Origin of the sequence: Prauserella isguenensis, from assembly GCF_014191605.1 — a bacterium.
GTDB classification, from domain to species: domain Bacteria; phylum Actinomycetota; class Actinomycetes; order Mycobacteriales; family Pseudonocardiaceae; genus Prauserella; species Prauserella isguenensis.
Map to the genome: position 1 here is coordinate 586,384 of NZ_JACHWU010000001.1, position 18,272 is coordinate 604,655.

Sequence of the window (18,272 nt, forward strand, 5' to 3'; positions counted from 1 at the left end):
GCCGCCACCGGGTTGTGCGAAATCGACAAACTCGGCTTGCGGGATTGTCCGGATCGGCCAGCGTACGATCGGCTCATCCGGGCGGTGTCCCGGCGGATTCGCGCAGGGCTGGTCGTGCATGGTCAGGCTGGATCGCCTCATCAACGTGCTGGGCGGTTACGACGTACGTGCCGCGGGCCACAACCGGAGCAGGGACGCGGAGCTGCACAGCGTGGCGATGCACGACCCGGCGGGCGAGGGGCCGGTCCTCGGCGACGCACTGCTGGCGGTCGGCGTCCCCGATGGCGCCCGTGCGCTCGAACTGGCGCGTGCCGCCCAGGCCAGGGCCGTACTGATCCGGGTCGACGGCGAGCTCGGCGAGGACGTCGTCGCTACGGCCAAGGCTGCAGAGATCTGCCTGTTGCTGGTGCCCGGGGAAGTGTCGTGGAGCCAGGTGGCGGGCGTCGTGTACGGCCTGGTGCTCGAGGGGCGGGAGACCGAGGCGGGCCGAGGGCCGAGTGACCTGTTCACCCTCGCCGACAGCATCGCCGCCGGTGTCGGGGCCCCGGTGACGATCGAGGATCAGCTGTCCCGCGTCATGGCCTACTCGAGCGTCCAGCACGACACCGACGCGGCCCGGCTCGACACGATCCTCGGCAGGCGCGTGCCGGAGCGGGTGCGGACACTGTTCGACGAGCGCGGCGTGTTCGGGCACCTGGCGGTGTCCGACGAACCGCTTCACGTCACCGGCGAACCGGAACACGGGTTACAGGACCGGACCGTCGTCGCGGTGCGCGCGGGCCGTGAACTCCTGGGATCGCTGTGGGTCACGTGTGACGGCCCGCTCGATGCGGTCCGCACGCGGGTTCTCGCCGACGGCGCCCACACGGTGGCACTACACCTGCTGCGTTCCCGGGTGAGCGCCGATCTGGAACGACAGGTCGAATCGGAGCTGGTGATCCAGTTACTGGAAGGCACTCCCGACGCGACCGCCGTCATCGGCAAACTCGGCCTTCCACCGCGACGTCACCGCGTCATCGCACTGCAGGCACACACGGCGGCCGAACGGAACGCCGCGATTCTGCTGGCCTTCGAGCGGGCGACCACCGGTTTCGGCTGGTCGCGCCCAGGCAGGACAACATTGTTCGGCAACACCGTCTACACCGTGCTTCCGTGCGGCGACGACCCCGCGCCCGCACTCGACTGGCTGCACGAACTCGGACAGGGGCTGCCGGTCCACACGAGCCTCGCCGCGGGCGTCGGCGGACCCGCCGAACCCGGCGAGATCCCGGCGAGCAGGCAGGAGGCGGACGAGAGCCTCGCCCTGCACGCGGCACGGGCGGCCACCGAACCGGTCTGCTACGACGAAGCCTGGGACGAGATCCTGCTGCAGCGGCTCCGAACCGCGGCCACCGCGGGACGAGTCCCGTCGCGGGGACCGATCGCGCACCTGGCGCGCCACGACGACGCGCACGGCACCCGATTGCTGCCCACGCTCCACGCGTGGCTCGAGGCGCAGGGCGACCTGAACGCCGCGGCCGACCACCTCGAGGTCCACCCCAACACCGTCCGGAACCGCCTGCGCAAGATGTCCGAACTCGCCGATCTACGCCTCGACGAACCACGCAAACGCCTCGCGATGCTGATCACCCTCGCCATCGGCGAACACGAACGATAAGCCCGTGTTGTGCCTTCAGGGGCGCGTGTTGTGCCTTCGGGGGCCCGTGTCGTGCCTTCAGGGGCGCGTGTTGTGCCTTCAGGGGCGCGTGCTCTGCATTCGGGCCCGCGTGTCCTGCGTTCGGGCTTCGCGCCGTAGGCGCCCCCGACGTCGTCCTGACGCTGCTCACACATCCCGTCGTGATCATGGTTCGCATGGCTGCGGGGTTCGACGGGAGAAGCGGTGTGCGAACGCTCGCGGCGTTGCTGGCGACGGTGCTGCTCGGCGCGGTCGCGCTGACCGGATGCAGCGCGCCCGCCCGGACGCAGGAGCCGGAACCGAAGCGCAAGCCCAACGTGGTCGTGGTGATGACCGACGACCAGTGGCTCGAGTCCATGCGCGTCATGCCGCGGACGCAGCACCTGATCGGTGACGCCGGAGTGACGTTCGACCGGAACTACGCGTCGTTCCCCCTGTGCTGCCCGTCACGCTCGACATTCCTCAGTGGACAGTTCGCGCACAACAACGGCGTTCGGCACAACTATCCGCCACAGGGCGGCTACCTCAACCTCGACGAGCAGGACACCCTGCCCGTGTGGATGCAGCGGGCCGGGTACACCACCTCGCACATCGGCAAGTACCCGAACGGCTACGGCTACCGGGACGAGACGGAGGTGCCACCCGGCTGGGACGAATGGCGCGGCTCCGTCGACCCCACCACGTATCGCATGTGGGGATACCGGCTCAACGAGAACGGCAAGCTGCACACCTACGGCAGGCCGCACGTCGAGGACCCGGAGCTCTACCAGACCGACGTGTACCGCGACAAAGGCGCGGACTTCATCGCCCGCCACGCGACGTCACGTAAGCCGTTCTTCCTGAGCATGGCCTTCCTGGCCCCGCACTCGGAGAACACGGGCGTCGGGCCCGCGCCGCGGCCCGCACCGCGCCACGAGGGCGCGTTCGCCGACGAACCCCTGCCCAGCGGTCCCGCCTTCAACGAGAAGGACCTGGGCGACAAACCGTCCTTCCTGCAACGCAGGCCACGGCTCGACACGGCAGACCGGTCCAGGCTCACCGAGAGCTACCGGGGTCGACTGGCATCGCTGCGGGCCGTGGACGAGGCCGTGCAGAAGCTGGTCGACACGCTGCGAGCCACCGGCCAACTGGACAACACGTACGTCCTGTTCACATCGGACAACGGGTTCTTCTTCGGCCAACATCGCGTGCACACCGGCAAGTACCTGCCGCACGAGGCGTCGGCGCACGTGCCGATGCTGATCCGCGGCCCCGGCCTTCCGGCGGGCCGCCACTCCCGGGAACTGACCGGCAATGCCGACCTGACCGCGACGATCGCGGAGATCGCCCGAGCCGAGCCGGGCCACGCACTCGACGGGCGGTCCCTGCTGCCGTTCGCCGAGCATCCGCAGCGACGCACCACACGGCCGGTGCTGCACGAAGCCGCGACCGGTGCCCAGCCCGACGCACTGAAGGCCGACAGCGAGCGCGGTCTCGAGGGCGCGTCCGGCCGAGCCGCCGCGGAGGGCAACCTGGACCAGGAAGGCACGGCGTGGTCCAGGGTCGAGACCGACGAGCAGGAGAAGGGGGAGATCACCTCGGCGTCCTACGAGGCGATCCGCACCGACCGGTACCTCTACATCCGCTATGCCAGCGGGGATCGGGAGCTCTACGACCTGCGCACCGACCCGCACGAGCTGACCTCACGGCACGACGATCCCCGGTACACCGCGCCACGCCGTTTCCTCGACCGGCAACTGGACGAGCTCCAGGACTGCCGGGGCGAGGAGTGCCGAACGGACATTTCGCCGGCTCCCGCGCCGACGTAACGAACGCGCCTGTCAGCGGGTTCCGCTACGACTCCACACCCAGGCCCACTGGGCACGACACCCCAGTGCCGCCGAGGCCGCAGTAACCGTTCGGCACCTTGGAGAGGTACTGCTGGTGGTAGTCCTCGGCGTAGTAGAACTCGCCGAGCGGCGCGAGTTCGGTGGTGATCTCACCCTGGCCCGCTGCACGCAGCGCCTGCTGGAACGCCTCCCGCGACGACTCGGCGACGGCGCGCTGCTCGTCGCCGTCGTAGTAGATCGCGGAGCGGTACTGGGTGCCGACGTCGTTGCCCTGCCGCATCCCCTGCGTCGGGTCGTGGCCCTCCCAGAAGACCTTCAACAGGTGCTCGTAGCTCACCCGCGTCGGGTCGTAGACGACGAGCACCGCCTCGGTGTGGCCCGTCAGTGCGGTGCACACCTCGTCGTACGTCGGGTTCGGCGTGTGGCCGCCCGCGTAGCCGACGGCCGTCGAGTACACCCCGTCGGTCATCCAGAACAGCCGCTCGGCGCCCCAGAAGCAGCCGAGGCCGAACACCGCGGTGCGCATGCCCTCCGGGAACGGCGGTTTGATACGCCGGTCCGGATACACCGCGTGCAGTTCCGGCGTCACCAGCGGTTCGGTGCGACCCGGAAGGGACTCGTCCGCGGAGACCCGGCGCGTCTTGTCTCGACCGAAAAGCGACATACAGCCATGGTAGGCGACACATTCTCGCGCGAACCGCTGATAACAACCGTGCATCGGCCAGTACTGTGCTCGGCGTACGCGCGGCCGCCGGAACGGCGAGCGGCCCCGCCCGCGCCCACCCGAGCACGAAGACCCACAGGGGAGCCCGCATGAGCTGGCAAGAAGAGCTGCGACGTCTCGATGCCCAGCTCACCGCCGGTGCCCTCACCGAGGCCGAACACCGGCGCAAACGGGACGAGATCCTCGCCGAGGCCTCCTCCGACGGCGACGGCGGTGGAAATGGCGGTGGCCACGGCGACGGCGGTGGCACCAGCAACACCGGTGACGGCGACCCCTCGCCGCAGCAGGGCGCCACCGGCCGGTCGACGACGGCCCCTGCCGCCGGGTCCGGGGAGCAAACCTCCGACGGGCCGACGTGGGCGGCCGCCAACCCCGCAGCCGCCGCGCAGCTGTCCGCGAGCCGCGACTCCTCCGACGTCCGGCCCGACGCGAACCGGCCGAGCTCGTCGCAGAACCGCTCGTCGCTGAACCCGTCGTCGCAGCCGCCCTCGACGGCCCGCCGGGCACCCGCTCCCCTGTTCGTGCCGCACACGCCCGCGAACGGCTCCACCAGGCCGGCCGAGCAGGGCCAGTTCGGTGCGGGCCTGCCGCCGGTGGACATTGACGAGACGTCCCAGGCGAGCGACTATCCCGACTTCTCGGCACCTGCGAAGAAGCGCAGAGGCACCTGGATCGTCGTGCCGCTGGTGATCCTCCTGGTCCTCGGTGGCGTGATCGGCGGTGCATGGTGGCTCGGCACCTCCGGGGACGGCGCGACCTCATCCGCTCCGGCGTCCGACACGCTGGCCGACCCGGACGGCGACGACGAGGGCGGCGGCGAGGGCAGCGGCGACGAGGCCTCACTCAGCGACCGCCTTCCCGAACTGCCCGGCGAGCCGAGTCCTGACAACTCGACGATGTCGGTCGACCGCGCCCTCGACCTGGGATTCATCACCGACGTCGACGCCGAGTCGATGCGCAAGTTCGGCGTGGCCGACCTCGTCTACCGCGCCTCCGCCGAGGGCCGACAGGGTTACAGCCTCCTCGTGGCACGTAGCCCCAGCGAGCAGAAGGCCGTGGGCCTGCAGCGCGCCATGAACACGACCCTGGTCAAGGAAGGGTTCAGCAACGGGCGGCTGCACGACGACCCGCGGTTCATCTCCTTCACCGGCGAGCAAGCCGACGGCCGGGTGAGCATCGTCTGGTACGCGTCCGGCAACAAGGCCGTCGGCATCGGCGTCTCCCAGCCGACCGGCGGCGACGAGCGGAAACTGATCGGCCGTCTCGAGGAAACCCTCACCTCCCTGCAGGACGCGCTCCCCGCGTCGTCGTGAAGCCGCGGCGGTCGGGTTCCGCCACCCACGTGGACGAGCACGTCGTTCGAAAGAAGCGTTCCGGTGACCGGCCGGAATCGGCGAGGTCACAAAATGACCCACGCCTCCTCACGGCCTGCACGCCGTGCAGAATGAGCGCAGTTCGAACACATCGCAGGAAGCGGCCGCCCGTGCCGGCGGCGCTGATCGAGCAGGGGGTACGTGGTGTCCTGGCAGGAAGAGTTGCGCAAGCTGGACGAGGAGCTTGCAGCCGGCAGACTCTCCGCTGACGACTACCGCGTGCGGCGCGACCAGGTGCTGTCGTCGGCCGTCACGCATGGTGACGAAGCCGCGGGCGCCGCTCAGGCTCAGACACCGGGGCAAGCACCCGGCCAGCCCGGCCAGACCCAGCAGCCCGGTCAGCCGGACCCGGCCCAGCAACAGCAGCCCCAGCAACAAGCGCAGCAACAGCAGCCGCCCCAGGCACAGCAGGCCCAGCCGCCCCAGGCACAGGCACCACAGCAGGCGCAGCAGCAGAACCCCCAGAAGCCCGAGCCGCAGAACCCGCAACAGCCCCAGCAGAACCCGCAGCAACCCCAGAACCCGCAACAGCCCCAGAACCCCCAGCAGCCGGCGAACCAGAACCAGGGCGGCGACGCCAGTTCGACGCAGGTCATCGCCCCGGTGACCCCGCCGCCCGGGCAGGCGGCCCAGCCGTCGCAGGCCGCCCAGCCGAATGGCGACCCCGAGGCCACGCAGGCGGTTCGCCCCTCGGACCCGGAGGCGACGCAGGCGGTCCGGCCCGGTGACGCCGAGGCCACGCAGGCCGTCCAGCCGGTGGCTCCGCCGCAGCCGCCGTACCAGCCGCAGGCCTCCCCCGCCGCGGGCTTCCCGCAGCCCGCGCAGGCGCAGCAGCCGTGGAACGCGCCCGAGGTCGACCAGAGCCCGCCGTGGGGCGGCGAGTTCCCGCCGGTCTCGCCCGGAAACTCGGCCGACTGGGGCCAGGGCCCCGAGGACTCGTTCGAGAGCGAGTCGAAGGGCGGCAAGGGCAAGATCTTCGCGATCCTCGGCGCCGTCGTGCTGCTGGCTGGTATCGCCACGGGCGCGTTCTTCCTGTTCGGCTCCGGTGACGCCGACAACCAGGCGGGTGGCGGCAACCAGGGTCAGCAGGGCGGTGGCGGCAACAGCAGCAGCCAGGCCCCGCCGCCGCAGGACGACATGCCACTCGAGGGCCAGCAGGGCGAGATCGAGGACAGCGCATCGCTCGACTCGTGGGACGACATCGCCAGCATCAACCTGCTCACCGACGACGAGTCGTCCGCCTACCAGAGCGCGGGCCCCGGCGAAGCCGAGTACGCCGTGTACCGGCACGACGGCGGCAAGGTCAAGACGGTCGTGCTCATGGTGAAGGTCGCCGACCAGGACGCCGCGTCGGCCGCGGTGGGCGAGCTGCGCGACATCCAGCTCAAGAACAACCAGAAGAACACGTCCGTCAACGGCGTTCCCGGTTCGGTCCAGGTCACCGAGATCCAGCAGAAGAAGGACAAGGGCAAGGTCACCCAGCCCGCGACGATGCGTGCGCACTACCTGTCCGGCGACGTGCTGGTGCGCATCGAGGGCTGGTCCGGCGAGGAGAAACTCGGCGCCATCCGGGACAAGTTCGAGGCGACGTTGAACACCCAGCTCGAGAACCTGCCCGCCGATGAGTGAGCCGACGCAGGCCAGCGGCGACCTGACCGTGGTCACCGCGTGCACCATCGTCGCCCGCAACTACCTGCCCGCGGCACGTGTGCTCGCCGCGTCGTACCTGAAGCACCATCCGGGGCACCAGTTCGTCGTCGGCGTCATCGACAGCGACCGCGGTATCGACACCACGGCCCCGGGCGACGACGAGACGGTCATCGACGGGATGCACATCGTCGGGCCGTCGGCGTTCGGGATCGACTCCGAAACGTACCTGCGCATGGCGACGGCGTACTCGATCACCGAGCTGGCGACCGCCGTCAAGCCGTACCTGCTGCGTGAACTCCGGGCCAGCTCGTCGGTGGTGATCTACCTCGACCCGGACATCCAGGTGTTCTCGCCGATGCCGGAGGTCGCCGAGCTGGCCCTCGAGCACAGCATCGTGCTCACCCCGCACTTCACCGCGCCGCTCCCGCGCGACGGCAAGGAGCCCGACGACGCGGTCATCATGGGTACCGGCATCTTCAACCTCGGGTTCGTCGGTGTCGGGCCGGGTTCGGAGGAGTTCCTCGAGTTCTGGGCGGGCAGGCTGCGGCAGGACGCGATCGTCGCGCCCGCCGAGCAGCTGTTCACCGATCAGCGCTGGGTCGACCAGGTGCCCGCGTTGTTCCGGCACGTGGTGCTCACCGACCCGGGCTTCAACGTCGCGTACTGGAACCTGCACGAACGCCCCGTCGAGCGCGCCGACGACGGCACGCTCACCGCGGGCGACCACCCGTTGCGATTCTTCCACTTCTCCGGGTACCGCCCCGAGAAGCCGTGGCTGCTGACGTTCCACTGCGCCCGCAACCCGCGGGTGCTGCTGTCGGACAACCCTGACCTGCGCGCCCTGTGCGACGCCTACGGTGCGGCGCTCAAGTCCTCCGGGTACGCCGAGACCCTGGACGCGATCCCGTACGGCTTCGCCACATTCGGCGACGGCACACCGCTGCCCGCGGGCTGCAGGCGACTGTTCCGCGACGGGTGGATCGCCGCCGAGACGCCGGACGAGACGGGCCGCGGCGCGGGCCGCCGCGAACCGATGCCGCCGCATGCCTACGGCGAGGACGGTGGCGAAGCGCTGCGCGCGTGGCTGTCGGCGCCCGCCGACCACGCGCAGGCCGCCGCAGGCCTGAACCGCATGACGATGGCGGTCTGGCGCGAGCGGACGGACCTGCAACTGGCGTTCCCGCACCCGACGGCTGCCGACGCCGAGGGATTCCGGGCCTGGTGCGACGGCTCCGGTGTCGCCGAACAGGTGCTGCCCGACTGGGCACTGCCCCACCGGCAACCCGAGCCGCGCGAACCGGACGAGGACTTCGGCGTCAACCTCCTCGGCTACCTGACCGCGGAGCTCGGCCTCGGCGAGATGGGCCGCGTCATCCACGACGCGATCGTCGACGCGGGTGTCGAGGTGGCGTCCGTGGTCGAGGAGAAGGCGGTGTCGAACCGCACCGGCGTCCAGCGGCCCGCCACGGTCGGCGACCCGCGGTTCCCGCTCAGCATCATCGCCGTCAACGCCGACCAGACACGCCTCGCAGCGTCGACGCACCCCGACGTCGTCCACGACCGGTACCGCATCGGCCTGTGGGCCTGGGAGCTCGAGGACTTCCCCGAGTGGCAGCACGAGGCGTTCTCGATGGTCGACGAGGTGTGGACGGTCAGCGACTTCTGCCGCGACGCGTTCGCCGCCCACGCGCCCGTGCCGGTGAAGACCATTCCCGTGCCGGTGCGCGATCCGGGCCCGACCGCGCGCATGCGCAAGGCGGGCGATCCGACGCGGTTCCTGTACGCGTTCGACTTCAACAGTGTCGGCGAGCGCAAGAACCCGTGGGGTGCGGTCGAGGCGTTCCGGATCGCATTCGAGAGCCGCACCGACGCGCGGCTCGTGCTCAAGACGATCAACGGCGACCTGCACCCGCAGGCCGCGGAACGCCTGCGCACGATGGTCGCCGACGACGCCCGCATCGAGCTCGTCGAGGGCTACCTCAGCGCCGGCGAGCTGGCCGACCTGTATGCCTCCGCCGACTGCTATGTGTCGCTGCACCGCAGTGAGGGCTTCGGGTTGACCGTCGCCGAGGCGATGGCGCGCGGCATGCCGGTGATCAGCACCGCGTACTCGAGCACCACGGAGTTCCTCGACGCCGACACCGGCTGGCCGATCCCGTACCGGCTGGTGTCGGTCGGCGACGACTGTGAGCCGTACCACCCCGGTGCGCTGTGGGCCGAGCCCGACGTCGACGCCGCGGCCGAGGCGATGCGCCAGGTCGCCGACGTGCCCGCGGAGGCCTCCCGCCGGGGCCGCGCCGCCAGGGAACACATCCTGCGCACGCGATCGATGGAGACCGCGTCGAGGTGGTTGCGCACCGAGCTGGCACGCGCGCACCGAACGTGGCTCGACCGCCGCAGGGCCGCCGAGGAGACACCCGCGCCCGAGGACCCGTTGACGCCGATGCGGCAGTCCCGCGAGGCGCTGCGCTGGCGGCCCGAAACGGGGGCCGCCGCGCGCTCTCCGATCGCACCCGCGCTGCGGAAGGCCGTGCTGCGACTGCTGGACCACTACGACGTCCACCAGCGCAAGGTGCTCGGCACGCTGCAGGACGGGTCCGAAGCGACCATGCAGCGGTTGCTCGGCCGGATCGAAGCGCTCGAACGGTCCGTGGAGGCGACGTCGAGCGACGCCGCGGAGGCGCGCGAGGCGGCCCGCAGGCAGGAGAAACGGGCCGAGCAGCTGCGCCGCACCGTGGACGAGCTGCGCCAGGCCGAGACCGTCGGCGTCGACGAGTTCCGCAGCAGCAGGGCCGACATCGGGAAGGTCGCCGACCGGCTCGCGCACCTGTCGGCCGACGTCGACCGGCGGCACGAGGCGATGCACGAACTGATCCAGGCGCGGGACCAGCGGTTCGACAACGACGAGCACGCCCTCCAGCGGCTCGGCCGCGACCTCGAGGCGGTGCTGGAGGCGGCACGGCTCGTGCACGCCCCCATCCCCGAGGGCGGCGACGTCGTCGTGTGCGACGCCGGTGCGCTGCTGCTGCCCGTCGACGACGTGATGCTGCCGTGGATCCGCCACCACCGGTCGTGGGAACGCGACGAGGCACAGCTGTTGACGCAGCTCGCGCAGCGGCGGCCGGGCGCGTTCCTGGACCTCGGCGCCCACGTCGGCTATCACACGTTGAGCCTGCTGCGGTCGTCACCGGCCGTCACGAACGTCGTCGCCGTCGAGGCCGATCCGACGAACGCGGAGTACCTGCGCCGCAACCTGGCCGTGAACCTGCCGAAGGACCGTTCGGGACTGGTCAGCGTGCTGGAAGCGGCCGCATGGGACGGCGACGGCAACCTCGTGCTGGCCCACCCCGACGAGCGCAACAGCGGCGACCACCGGGTCCGCGAACCGGACGGCACGGCCGGACTCATGGTTCACGCCGTGCGGCTCGACGGCCACACCGACGTGCTGCGGCAGCCGGTGGGCCTGGTCAAGACCGACCTGCAGGGTCGCGACCATCGGGCGCTCGCCGGGTTGCAGGAGACCCTCGAGCGGGACCGGCCGGACGTGCTGTGCGAGTTCTCGCCGGAGGCGATCGAGGAGTTCGGCGACGACCCGATCGCCGTGCTGAGCGCCTACCGGAAGTGGGGATACCAGCCGGTCGAACTGCTCGCCGACGGCACGCTCGCCGACGACGAGCCGGACGACACACTCGTCCACCGCGCCCGCATGGACCAGCGCGGCTTCACCACCCTCTGGCTCCGCCCCCAGTAATCCTCTGTAGGCGGGTTCGTGCCCCCGGTTCGTGACGCCCACGTGCGCGGAATCGTTACGCCGCGTCGACGTCGCTACGGGTTGAGCTCGGCGTACGCCAGCAGGTAGGCGCCCCACCAGGCGCCTGCGACACACGCGAGGGACAGCACGACCGCCGACACCCATCGCGGCACGCGGGCCAGCAGGAACGCCACCGGGACGGCGAGCGTGATCGCGGGCAGCAGGAACCGGGCCCGGCAGTTCCAGAACGCGCCCGTGCCGAGCGCCGAGGCCATCATCGCCGCGGTGTAGACGTGTGCGGGCAGCGGAATCGACCGAACGAACCACGACGCGACGAGCAGCCCGACGCTCACGACGACGACCGCGGCGAGAATCACCGACCACATGGGCTCGTCGCCGGACACCACCCTGCCGAGGGTGATCCAGGTGAGCTCGCCGCCGTCGAAGCCCATGTGCCAGGCGTGCTCCTGGATCCAGAACCACGCGTCGAGGCGACCGCCGCGCCACGCGACGTACAGCAGGTAGGCGGCCAGTCCCAGCGGTGCGAGCAGCGCGGCGGCCCAGGGGCGCCAGCCGTCACGGCGGCGTGCGATCGCGATCAGCGCCGCGACGCCGACGGCCGCGATGAGCGCCACCGCGGTACTTCGCGACAGGCCCGCGAACAGTGTCAATCCGCCCGCGGCCACCCACTGCCGCCGTTCGAGCGCCAGCAACGTCCACACCGCGATGGCCACGAACAGCGACTCGGAGTAACCCATACGCAGCACGATCGCGCCGGGCGCGACCGCCCAGAGCACAGCCATGAGGTTGCCGACGCGCGGACCTCCGAGGCGTGTGCCGAACACGTGCAGTCCCCACGCGGCAACTCCCCCCGCGAGCAGCGACACCAGCAGCAACGCGGCCGCCGCGGGCATGCCGAACAGCCCGAACACCGACGCCAGCGCGGGCAACAGCGGGAAGAACGCGAGGCTGACCGGTTCGGGGTTGCCGTCGGCGTCGAGGAGGACGTCCTGACGGTAGCCGTGCTCGGCGATCTCGGCGTACCAGTGGACGTCGTAGCTGCCGACCAGTTCCGTGAACGACACGCCCGCGCGGTCGGCGACGAGCGCGATGACGACGTACGAGACGACCTGGACCGCGTAGAACGCCGTCAGCGCGGGCAGCACCGGCCGGAGCGCGTGCCACGCCCGCTGGCGAAGTGTCGCGGGCGCCGCCGTCGGGAGCGCGGCGGTCGTGTCGGTCATGCGCGGCGTCACAGCTCATCGGTCGGACGGGGATTCCACAGCCATGCTAACTGCGGATACGCTGCCGTTTGCCCGATTCACCGTTGGAGTGAACCAGAGCACCGGAGGTCGTCGCAGCCGGGAACGGGAGGATCGGCAGGGACACAGAGCGGCACGCTGAGGGGGTGAGTGCGTTGGACAGGACGTCGCGCGCTCGGCCGAAGCCGCTCGAAGGCGACGACAAGACCCGCATCTCGTTCGTCGACATGGGCCGTGCGATCGCGGCGCTGCTGGTGGTCTACTCCCATATCGCCCACCCGTGGGTGCAGGTGAAGGGCGAGAACGCGCCGGTCATCGAGTTCGTGGAGACCTTCAGCAGCGAACCGATGCGCATGGCCACCCAGGGCATCGGCCAGGTCGCGGTGCCGTTCTTCTTCCTGGTCAGCGGGTTCATCGTGACCCCGATCGCGATCCGCCAGGGGTACCGGAAGTTCGCGCTCAACCGGTTCATCCGCGTGTACGCGCCACTTCTGTTCGTACTGTTGTTGACGTCGGCCGCGCTGTGGGCGGGACTGGAACCGCAGTCGACGGGCCAGTCGCAGGAGCTGACGCCGTGGACGATGTTCACCAACTGGACCCTGGTGAACTACATCCTGTATCCGCAGGTCGTCCTCATGCCGGTGGCCTGGACCATGATCATCGAGATCCTCTTCTACCTGATCCTGCTGGCGCTGCTGCCGGTACTGCGGCGGGCGGTGTGGCTGGCGATCGGCATCGAGCTGACGTTCGTGTTCGTCGTGCTGTCGAGCCGCAGCGAGCTGAACGAGTCGTGGTCGCTGTTCGCGGTCAACGTGTCGTACCTGCCGATCCTGATCATCGGTCAGATCATCTGGGCGACGACGTCGAAGAAGATCCCGCTGTGGGCGGGCGGCGGGCTCGGCGCGCTGGCGTGGATGCTGTACGTGTACGCCGACATCATCGACGTCGGGCGCATCGACGACTCGTACAACCTCGCGATGTCGATCGCCGTGATGTTCTTCCTGATGGGCTACTTCGCCGAACCGAAGCTGCGACAGTTCCGCTTCTGGACGGCCATGTCGGAGCGCTCGTACTCCATCTATCTGCTGCACGGACTGGGCATCTTCGTCACCCTCGGCCTGCTGCGCCCGACGGTGCCGTTCGCCATCGCGCTCCCGGTCTCCCTGCTGGTCACGGCGGCGCTGGTCGAGGTCAGCTACCGCGGTGTGGAACGACCGAGCCACGATCTGGCCCGAAGACTGTCACGCCGCGTGGGCAACGGCGTGGGACGCGGATCCGGTACTGGTGACGCGTCGGACGGTGCTTCGGGTGGCGCCGGCGTGGACGAGTCCCGACGCGAGGACGCCGACGCCGGAGCCGGACCGCCGAGTGCCGACACCGCCGAGCCGACCGTGCGGCTCCCGGCCGATCACGGCGGCGCGGGGCGGTCCGAGCGCCGCCGTCCCAGCGGCCCGGAGTCGCTGCCCTCGGAGTCGTTGTCGTCGGGTCCCCAGTCGTCGGAGTCGTTGTCGTCGGGTCCCCAGTCGCCGGGGCCCCTGTCGTCGGAGCCGCTGGCCTCGAGGTCGCTGTCGGAACCGGCGCCTGTCGACCCGACCCGCTCTCAGCCGCCACGACCGGGCCGGCCGGGACCGCCACAGTCGCAGGCGGAGGGTCGGCGCTCGGAGCCTGCGCGCCCGGAGCCGCCGGGAACCGATCGTAGGTTCCGGGAACCGCGACCGCCGCGGAACGGACCGCGGTCCGCACCCGAGCCGTCTCCAGACCATCACGGCCGCGGCGCCGATCCTCACCTCAACGGACGCGGTGGCCCGGGCGACCATCCCGATGCTCGGCCTCGGCCTCGCCCTCGACCGGACGGAGCCGAGCCGGTCGCGAACCGCCGCCCGGAACCACCTCCGGACGGGTCCCCGCAGCCGCAACGGTGGCACCCACAGCAGGCTCCGGGCCCCGGTGCCGATCCGCGCTGGGAGCAGCCGCGGGCAACCCGCGCGCCCGGATCCTGGCCGGCCGAACGTCCCGACCGGCCGAAGGAGGAACGAAACGGGTCGGAACACGCCGGCCCCGGGCAGGCACAGCAACGACCGGAACGGATGTCACAGCCACGCCCGCCGGGACCCGAACCGCACCCCCGGCCACCCCGTAGGCCGCCGCGACAATCGCCTGAGGATCCGTCTGACGAACGTCGGGTTCCGCCCCGACGTCCGGACGGCGACGACGGTCCGCGGCATGCTCGTTGACGCGACGCCGGGGGCCTGCCGACGAACCCGCTGACCGGCGATGATGGGAACAAACCCGCCGGGCGAGCACGAGGAGTGGCCATGACCCTGTACACGCGGTGGCTCGACGAACTGTGGAACGGCGACCTCGACGACCTGGAATCGATCGCGGCGCGGATCGTTGCCCGCGACTTCGTCGGCCACTGGCCGGGGCGCCCCGCACTGGTCAACGGCCCCGATCAACTGGCGGCCGTGATTCGTGAGGGCCGCGGGATGTTCGACGAGCTCACATTCGCCCTCGACGTCGGACCGATCGTCGACGGTGACCTGATCAGCGCCCGCTGGGTCGCCCACGGCCACCGGAAGGGAACGCCGGCCGAATTCCACGGCCACGACGTCCTCCGCCACGACGGCCGCGTGTTCGTCGAGTACTGGGTGATCGCCGAAACGCCGTGACCCGCGTGCCTGACCGCACCATGACCCGCGGAACCGGGCGTGGCGCCGGTCGCGCGATGACTGGCCACGCCGTGGAACACCGGCGCCCACGCCGACTCGGCTGAATCACCGGCCGACGGCGTAGCCCTGCATCCCACGCGCGTTCGCCGCACCGCGGAGGGTCCCACCGTTCGGGTCGCGCGACACCGCCGAAAGGCGTCCCAACGCCCACGGCCCGGCGTCGACCACGTCGTGACCGCGGTCCGCCAGGTCGGCAAGCGCCTCCTCGCCGACGCGCGATTCGACGACGAGCTCCTTCGGCGTCCACGACCTGGGGTAGAACGAGCTCGGGAACGCCGTCGTGTGCCATGCCGGCGCGTCGATCGATTCCTGGAGGTTCAGTCCGGCACCGACGTGCGCGAGCCAGAAGCAGAGCTGCCATTGGTCCTGCTGATCGCCGCCCGGTGTGCCGAACGCGAGAGTCGGTTCGCCATCCCGCAGTGCCATCGACGGCGACAGCGTGATTCGCGGCCGCTTCCCGGGCGCGAGCGAGTTGGGAAGCCCGTCTTCGAGCCAGAACATCTGGGCCCGGGAGTCCAGGCAGAAGCCAAGCCCCGGGATCGTCGGCGACGACTGGAGCCAGCCACCGGACGGTGTCGCGGACACAATGTTGCCCGCTGCGTCGACGACGTCGATGTGCACGGTGTCACCGCGAGTTCGACCCTGCGGCTCGACGGTGGGTTCGCCGATCGAGCCGGATCCGGCGGTCGTGCCACGCGTATGTTCGATCATCTCCGGTAGGCGGGCGCCGTCCCCGCCGGGACGCAACCGGTCGCTCGCTTCGTCGCCGATCAGGGCCCGGCGGTGCGCGGCATACTCGCGTGACAGAAGACGGTCGATCGGCACGTCACCGGAGTCGCCGTACCAGGCTTCGCGGTCTGCGAAGGCGAGTTTCGCGGCTTCGGTGGCCAGGTGGATCGTGCGTGCCGTCGGTTTACCATCCACATACGACAGGTCGAGTTCCTCGAGAATGCGGAGTTGCTGCACAAGGGTGGGGCCCTGCGTCCATGCGCCGCATTTGACGAGGCTCCACTCTCCGAAGTCGGCCACGACGGCATCCTCATAGGACGCCTCCCACGACGCGAGGTCGTCGCCGGTCAGAAGCCCCGCGTGGTCACGACCCGAGTCGTCGCGGAATGCGGTACGGCTGAACGTGTCGACGGCCTCGGCGACAAATCCCTGTGACCATGCCCGTCGCGCGGCGTCGATCTGCTCCTCCCTGCCCGACACTGTTTCGGCTTCGCCGAGCAGTCGCTCCCAGGTCCGGGCGAGGACGCGGTTCGAATGTAGCGAACCCACGGTCGGCGCATCACCGCCAGAAAGCCACAGCTGTGCGGATGTCGGCCAGTGCGTCGTGAACAGGTCGGACACCGCGTCGATGGTCGAAGCGATTCGACCGAGAATGGGGATGCCGTTCCAGGCGTACGAAATGGCGTACCCGAGCACTTCGCGGAGCGACTTCGTGCCGTAATCACGGAGAAGGAGCAACCAGGCATCCCACGCACCCGGCACCGTGGCCGACAGCAGTCCACTGCCGGGAATCAGCTTCAGTCCGAGGTCGTCGAAGTGACCGATCGTGGCCGCAGCCGGTGCACCTCCCTGACCACAGAGCACCCGCGGGCCCCCACCTGCCGGAGCGAAGATCGCCGGCACCTGTCCACCAGGTCCGTTCAGGTGCGGCTCGGCGACCTGGAGGACGAAGCCCGCGGCGACTGCGGCGTCGAACGCATTGCCCCCATCTTCCAGTACGGCCATGCCCGCCGTCGACGCGAGCCAGTGCGTCGAGGCGACCATGCCGTGGGTTCCGACAAGTTCGGGCCTGGTGGTGAACGCGGAAGGATTCGCAGCAGACACGCCGCGACCCTACGGCGAATCAGGTAGTTACCTCAACTAACGAGATGTCACCCGACGGCAGGGGTGGCGTATTCGACCACCCGTGGCCTGCCGATCCCCTGCCAGCTCAGGCCCGCGTCGAGCACCGTGGCCGGGTCGAGCAGGTTCCGCGTGTCCAACACTGTGTCGCCGTGCATCGCCTCGGCCATGACGTGCCAGTCCAGCCTGCGGAACTCCGGCCACTCCGTGAGTACGACGACCGCGTCGGCACCTTTCGCCGCCCGGTATGCACTGTCGACCACGAGCATCCCGGGCTGCTCCTCGGCGACCGCCGGGTCGTAGGCAGTGACCTCCGCCCCGTGGGCGCACAACACCGAAGCCACACCCAGTGCAGGCGAATCGCGCAGGTCGTTGGTGCCCGCTTTGAACGCAAGCCCCAGCAGGCCGATCCGAGCGCCGGAAAGGTCACCGCCGACCGCCCTCGCGATCTTCGAGATGACACGCTCCCTCTGGGCGAGGTTCTCAGCGATCGCGGCACCGAGCAGATCGAACCCGAAGCCGACCGATTCGGACATACGCAGCAAGGCACTCGTGTCCTTGGGCAGGCACGAACCTCCCCAACCCGGGCCGGGTTCCAAGAAGGACCGTCCGATGCGCCGGTCGTAGCCCATGCCCTCCGTGACCGACTTGATGTCCGCGCCGAACCGTTCGCACAGCTCTGCGACCGAATTCACGTACGACAGCTTCATCGCGAGGAAGCAATTGGCCGCGTACTTGACCAGTTCCGCACTTGCCGCGTCCGCAACGACCGACGGTGCACCCAGCTCGGAGTACAGGTCGACGACGGTCTGCGCCGCCTCCGGCGTATCGGAGCCGACGACGATCCTGTCCGGCCCCAGGAAGTCGTCGACCGCGCTACCTTCGCGCAGGAACTCCGGGTTCGACACCACCGGCACATCGGACCGACCGAGCAGAGCACTGATCCGCCGTGCCGTCCCGACCGGAACGGTCGACTTGGTGACCACCACGCAGCCGGACGGCAACCTGTCTGCCAGCTCGGTGACGACCTTTTCCACAGCTCGGAGGTCGGCTGCGCCACCGGCACCCATGGGGGTCGGCACACACAGGAACACCGCATCCGCGTCCGCGACCGCGTCCGCGGCGCCTACGACGAAAGACAATGTCTCGTCCGCGAGCCCGCGCTGCACCAGTTCCGGCAGGCCGGGCTCGACGATGTCCACGCGGCCTGCCGACAGCCGCGCGACCTTCACTCTGTCCACATCCGCACAGGTCACCCGATGACCAAGACTTGCAAGGCAGGCGCCCGTGGTGAGTCCGACGTATCCCGTTCCGACCACGACGATCCGCGCAGGGTTCATGAGGGAACGGTCACAGTCGCCGGTGACCTGCGGGCGAACGTCGAGGGAACCAGCAGGCGGACATTGGTCAACGAATCGACCGCGTGAC

The 18,272-nt window shown here is 70.2% G+C and carries 12 protein-coding genes; 8 read left to right on the forward strand and 4 right to left on the reverse strand.

Annotated elements, in window-relative coordinates; genetic code table 11:
• Positions 1–118: 118 nt before the first annotated feature.
• Complete coding sequence (locus FHS23_RS02735) at positions 119–1,657, forward strand: PucR family transcriptional regulator (protein ID WP_183647204.1); 1,539 nt, start codon at positions 119–121, stop codon at positions 1,655–1,657.
• Positions 1,658–1,851: 194 nt separating this feature from the next.
• Positions 1,852–3,483 (forward strand): sulfatase family protein, encoded by a 1,632-nt coding sequence (locus FHS23_RS02740; RefSeq protein WP_183647207.1) that lies wholly within the window; start codon positions 1,852–1,854, stop codon positions 3,481–3,483.
• A gap of 25 nt (positions 3,484–3,508) precedes the next feature.
• On the opposite strand, the gene msrA is transcribed toward FHS23_RS02740, so the two are convergent.
• On the reverse strand, positions 3,509–4,168 hold the full coding sequence (gene msrA, locus FHS23_RS02745; protein WP_183647210.1) for a peptide-methionine (S)-S-oxide reductase MsrA: 660 nt from the start codon (positions 4,166–4,168) through the stop codon (positions 3,509–3,511).
• A 149-nt stretch (positions 4,169–4,317) separates the two neighbouring features.
• Between msrA and FHS23_RS02750 the strand changes: the two genes are divergently transcribed.
• The 3 genes from FHS23_RS02750 (at position 4,318) to FHS23_RS02760 (ending at position 11,002) form a co-directional block, all read left to right on the forward strand.
• The gene (locus FHS23_RS02750) at positions 4,318–5,541 is read left to right on the forward strand and encodes an SHOCT domain-containing protein (protein WP_183647213.1); all 1,224 of its coding nucleotides are present in this window, start codon (positions 4,318–4,320) and stop codon (positions 5,539–5,541) included.
• Between the two features lie 204 nt (positions 5,542–5,745).
• Positions 5,746–7,230: a flagellar basal body-associated FliL family protein gene (locus FHS23_RS02755; RefSeq protein WP_183647214.1), complete on the forward strand. Its 1,485-nt coding sequence runs from the start codon at positions 5,746–5,748 to the stop codon at positions 7,228–7,230.
• Positions 7,223–11,002: an FkbM family methyltransferase gene (locus FHS23_RS02760; protein ID WP_183647217.1), complete on the forward strand. Its 3,780-nt coding sequence runs from the start codon at positions 7,223–7,225 to the stop codon at positions 11,000–11,002. Before FHS23_RS02755 ends, FHS23_RS02760 begins: the two co-directional genes overlap by 8 nt.
• A gap of 74 nt (positions 11,003–11,076) precedes the next feature.
• Here FHS23_RS02760 and FHS23_RS02765 read toward each other — a convergent pair whose 3' ends face one another.
• Positions 11,077–12,246, reverse strand: a complete 1,170-nt coding sequence (locus tag FHS23_RS02765; RefSeq protein WP_183647220.1) for a hypothetical protein — start codon at positions 12,244–12,246, stop codon at positions 11,077–11,079.
• Between the two features lie 164 nt (positions 12,247–12,410).
• On the opposite strand from FHS23_RS02765, the gene FHS23_RS02770 reads away from it, so the two are divergent.
• Both FHS23_RS02770 and FHS23_RS02775 read left to right on the forward strand, forming a co-directional pair.
• Positions 12,411–14,498, forward strand: coding sequence for an acyltransferase family protein (locus tag FHS23_RS02770; RefSeq protein ID WP_343053593.1), 2,088 nt, complete (start codon positions 12,411–12,413; stop codon positions 14,496–14,498).
• 81 nt (positions 14,499–14,579) lie between these two features.
• Positions 14,580–14,933 carry a nuclear transport factor 2 family protein gene (locus FHS23_RS02775; protein ID WP_183647223.1) on the forward strand — a complete coding sequence of 118 codons (354 nt, stop codon included), beginning with the start codon at positions 14,580–14,582 and terminating at the stop codon, positions 14,931–14,933.
• Between the two features lie 105 nt (positions 14,934–15,038).
• On the opposite strand, the gene FHS23_RS02780 is transcribed toward FHS23_RS02775, so the two are convergent.
• Together FHS23_RS02780 and FHS23_RS02785 are read right to left on the reverse strand one after the other, a co-directional pair.
• A complete protein-coding gene (locus tag FHS23_RS02780) occupies positions 15,039–16,766 on the reverse strand; it encodes a gamma-glutamyltransferase family protein (RefSeq protein ID WP_183650683.1) in 1,728 nt (575 codons plus the stop codon).
• 107 nt (positions 16,767–16,873) lie between these two features.
• Positions 16,874–18,184: a UDP-glucose dehydrogenase family protein gene (locus tag FHS23_RS02785; protein WP_183647225.1), complete on the reverse strand. Its 1,311-nt coding sequence runs from the start codon at positions 18,182–18,184 to the stop codon at positions 16,874–16,876.
• Between FHS23_RS02785 and FHS23_RS02790 the strand changes: the two genes are divergently transcribed.
• The gene (locus FHS23_RS02790; RefSeq protein ID WP_183651257.1) at positions 18,104–18,271 is read left to right on the forward strand and encodes a hypothetical protein; all 168 of its coding nucleotides are present in this window, start codon (positions 18,104–18,106) and stop codon (positions 18,269–18,271) included. The two genes, FHS23_RS02785 and FHS23_RS02790, sit on opposite strands and share 81 nt — an antisense overlap.
• Position 18,272: the final 1 nt, after the last annotated feature.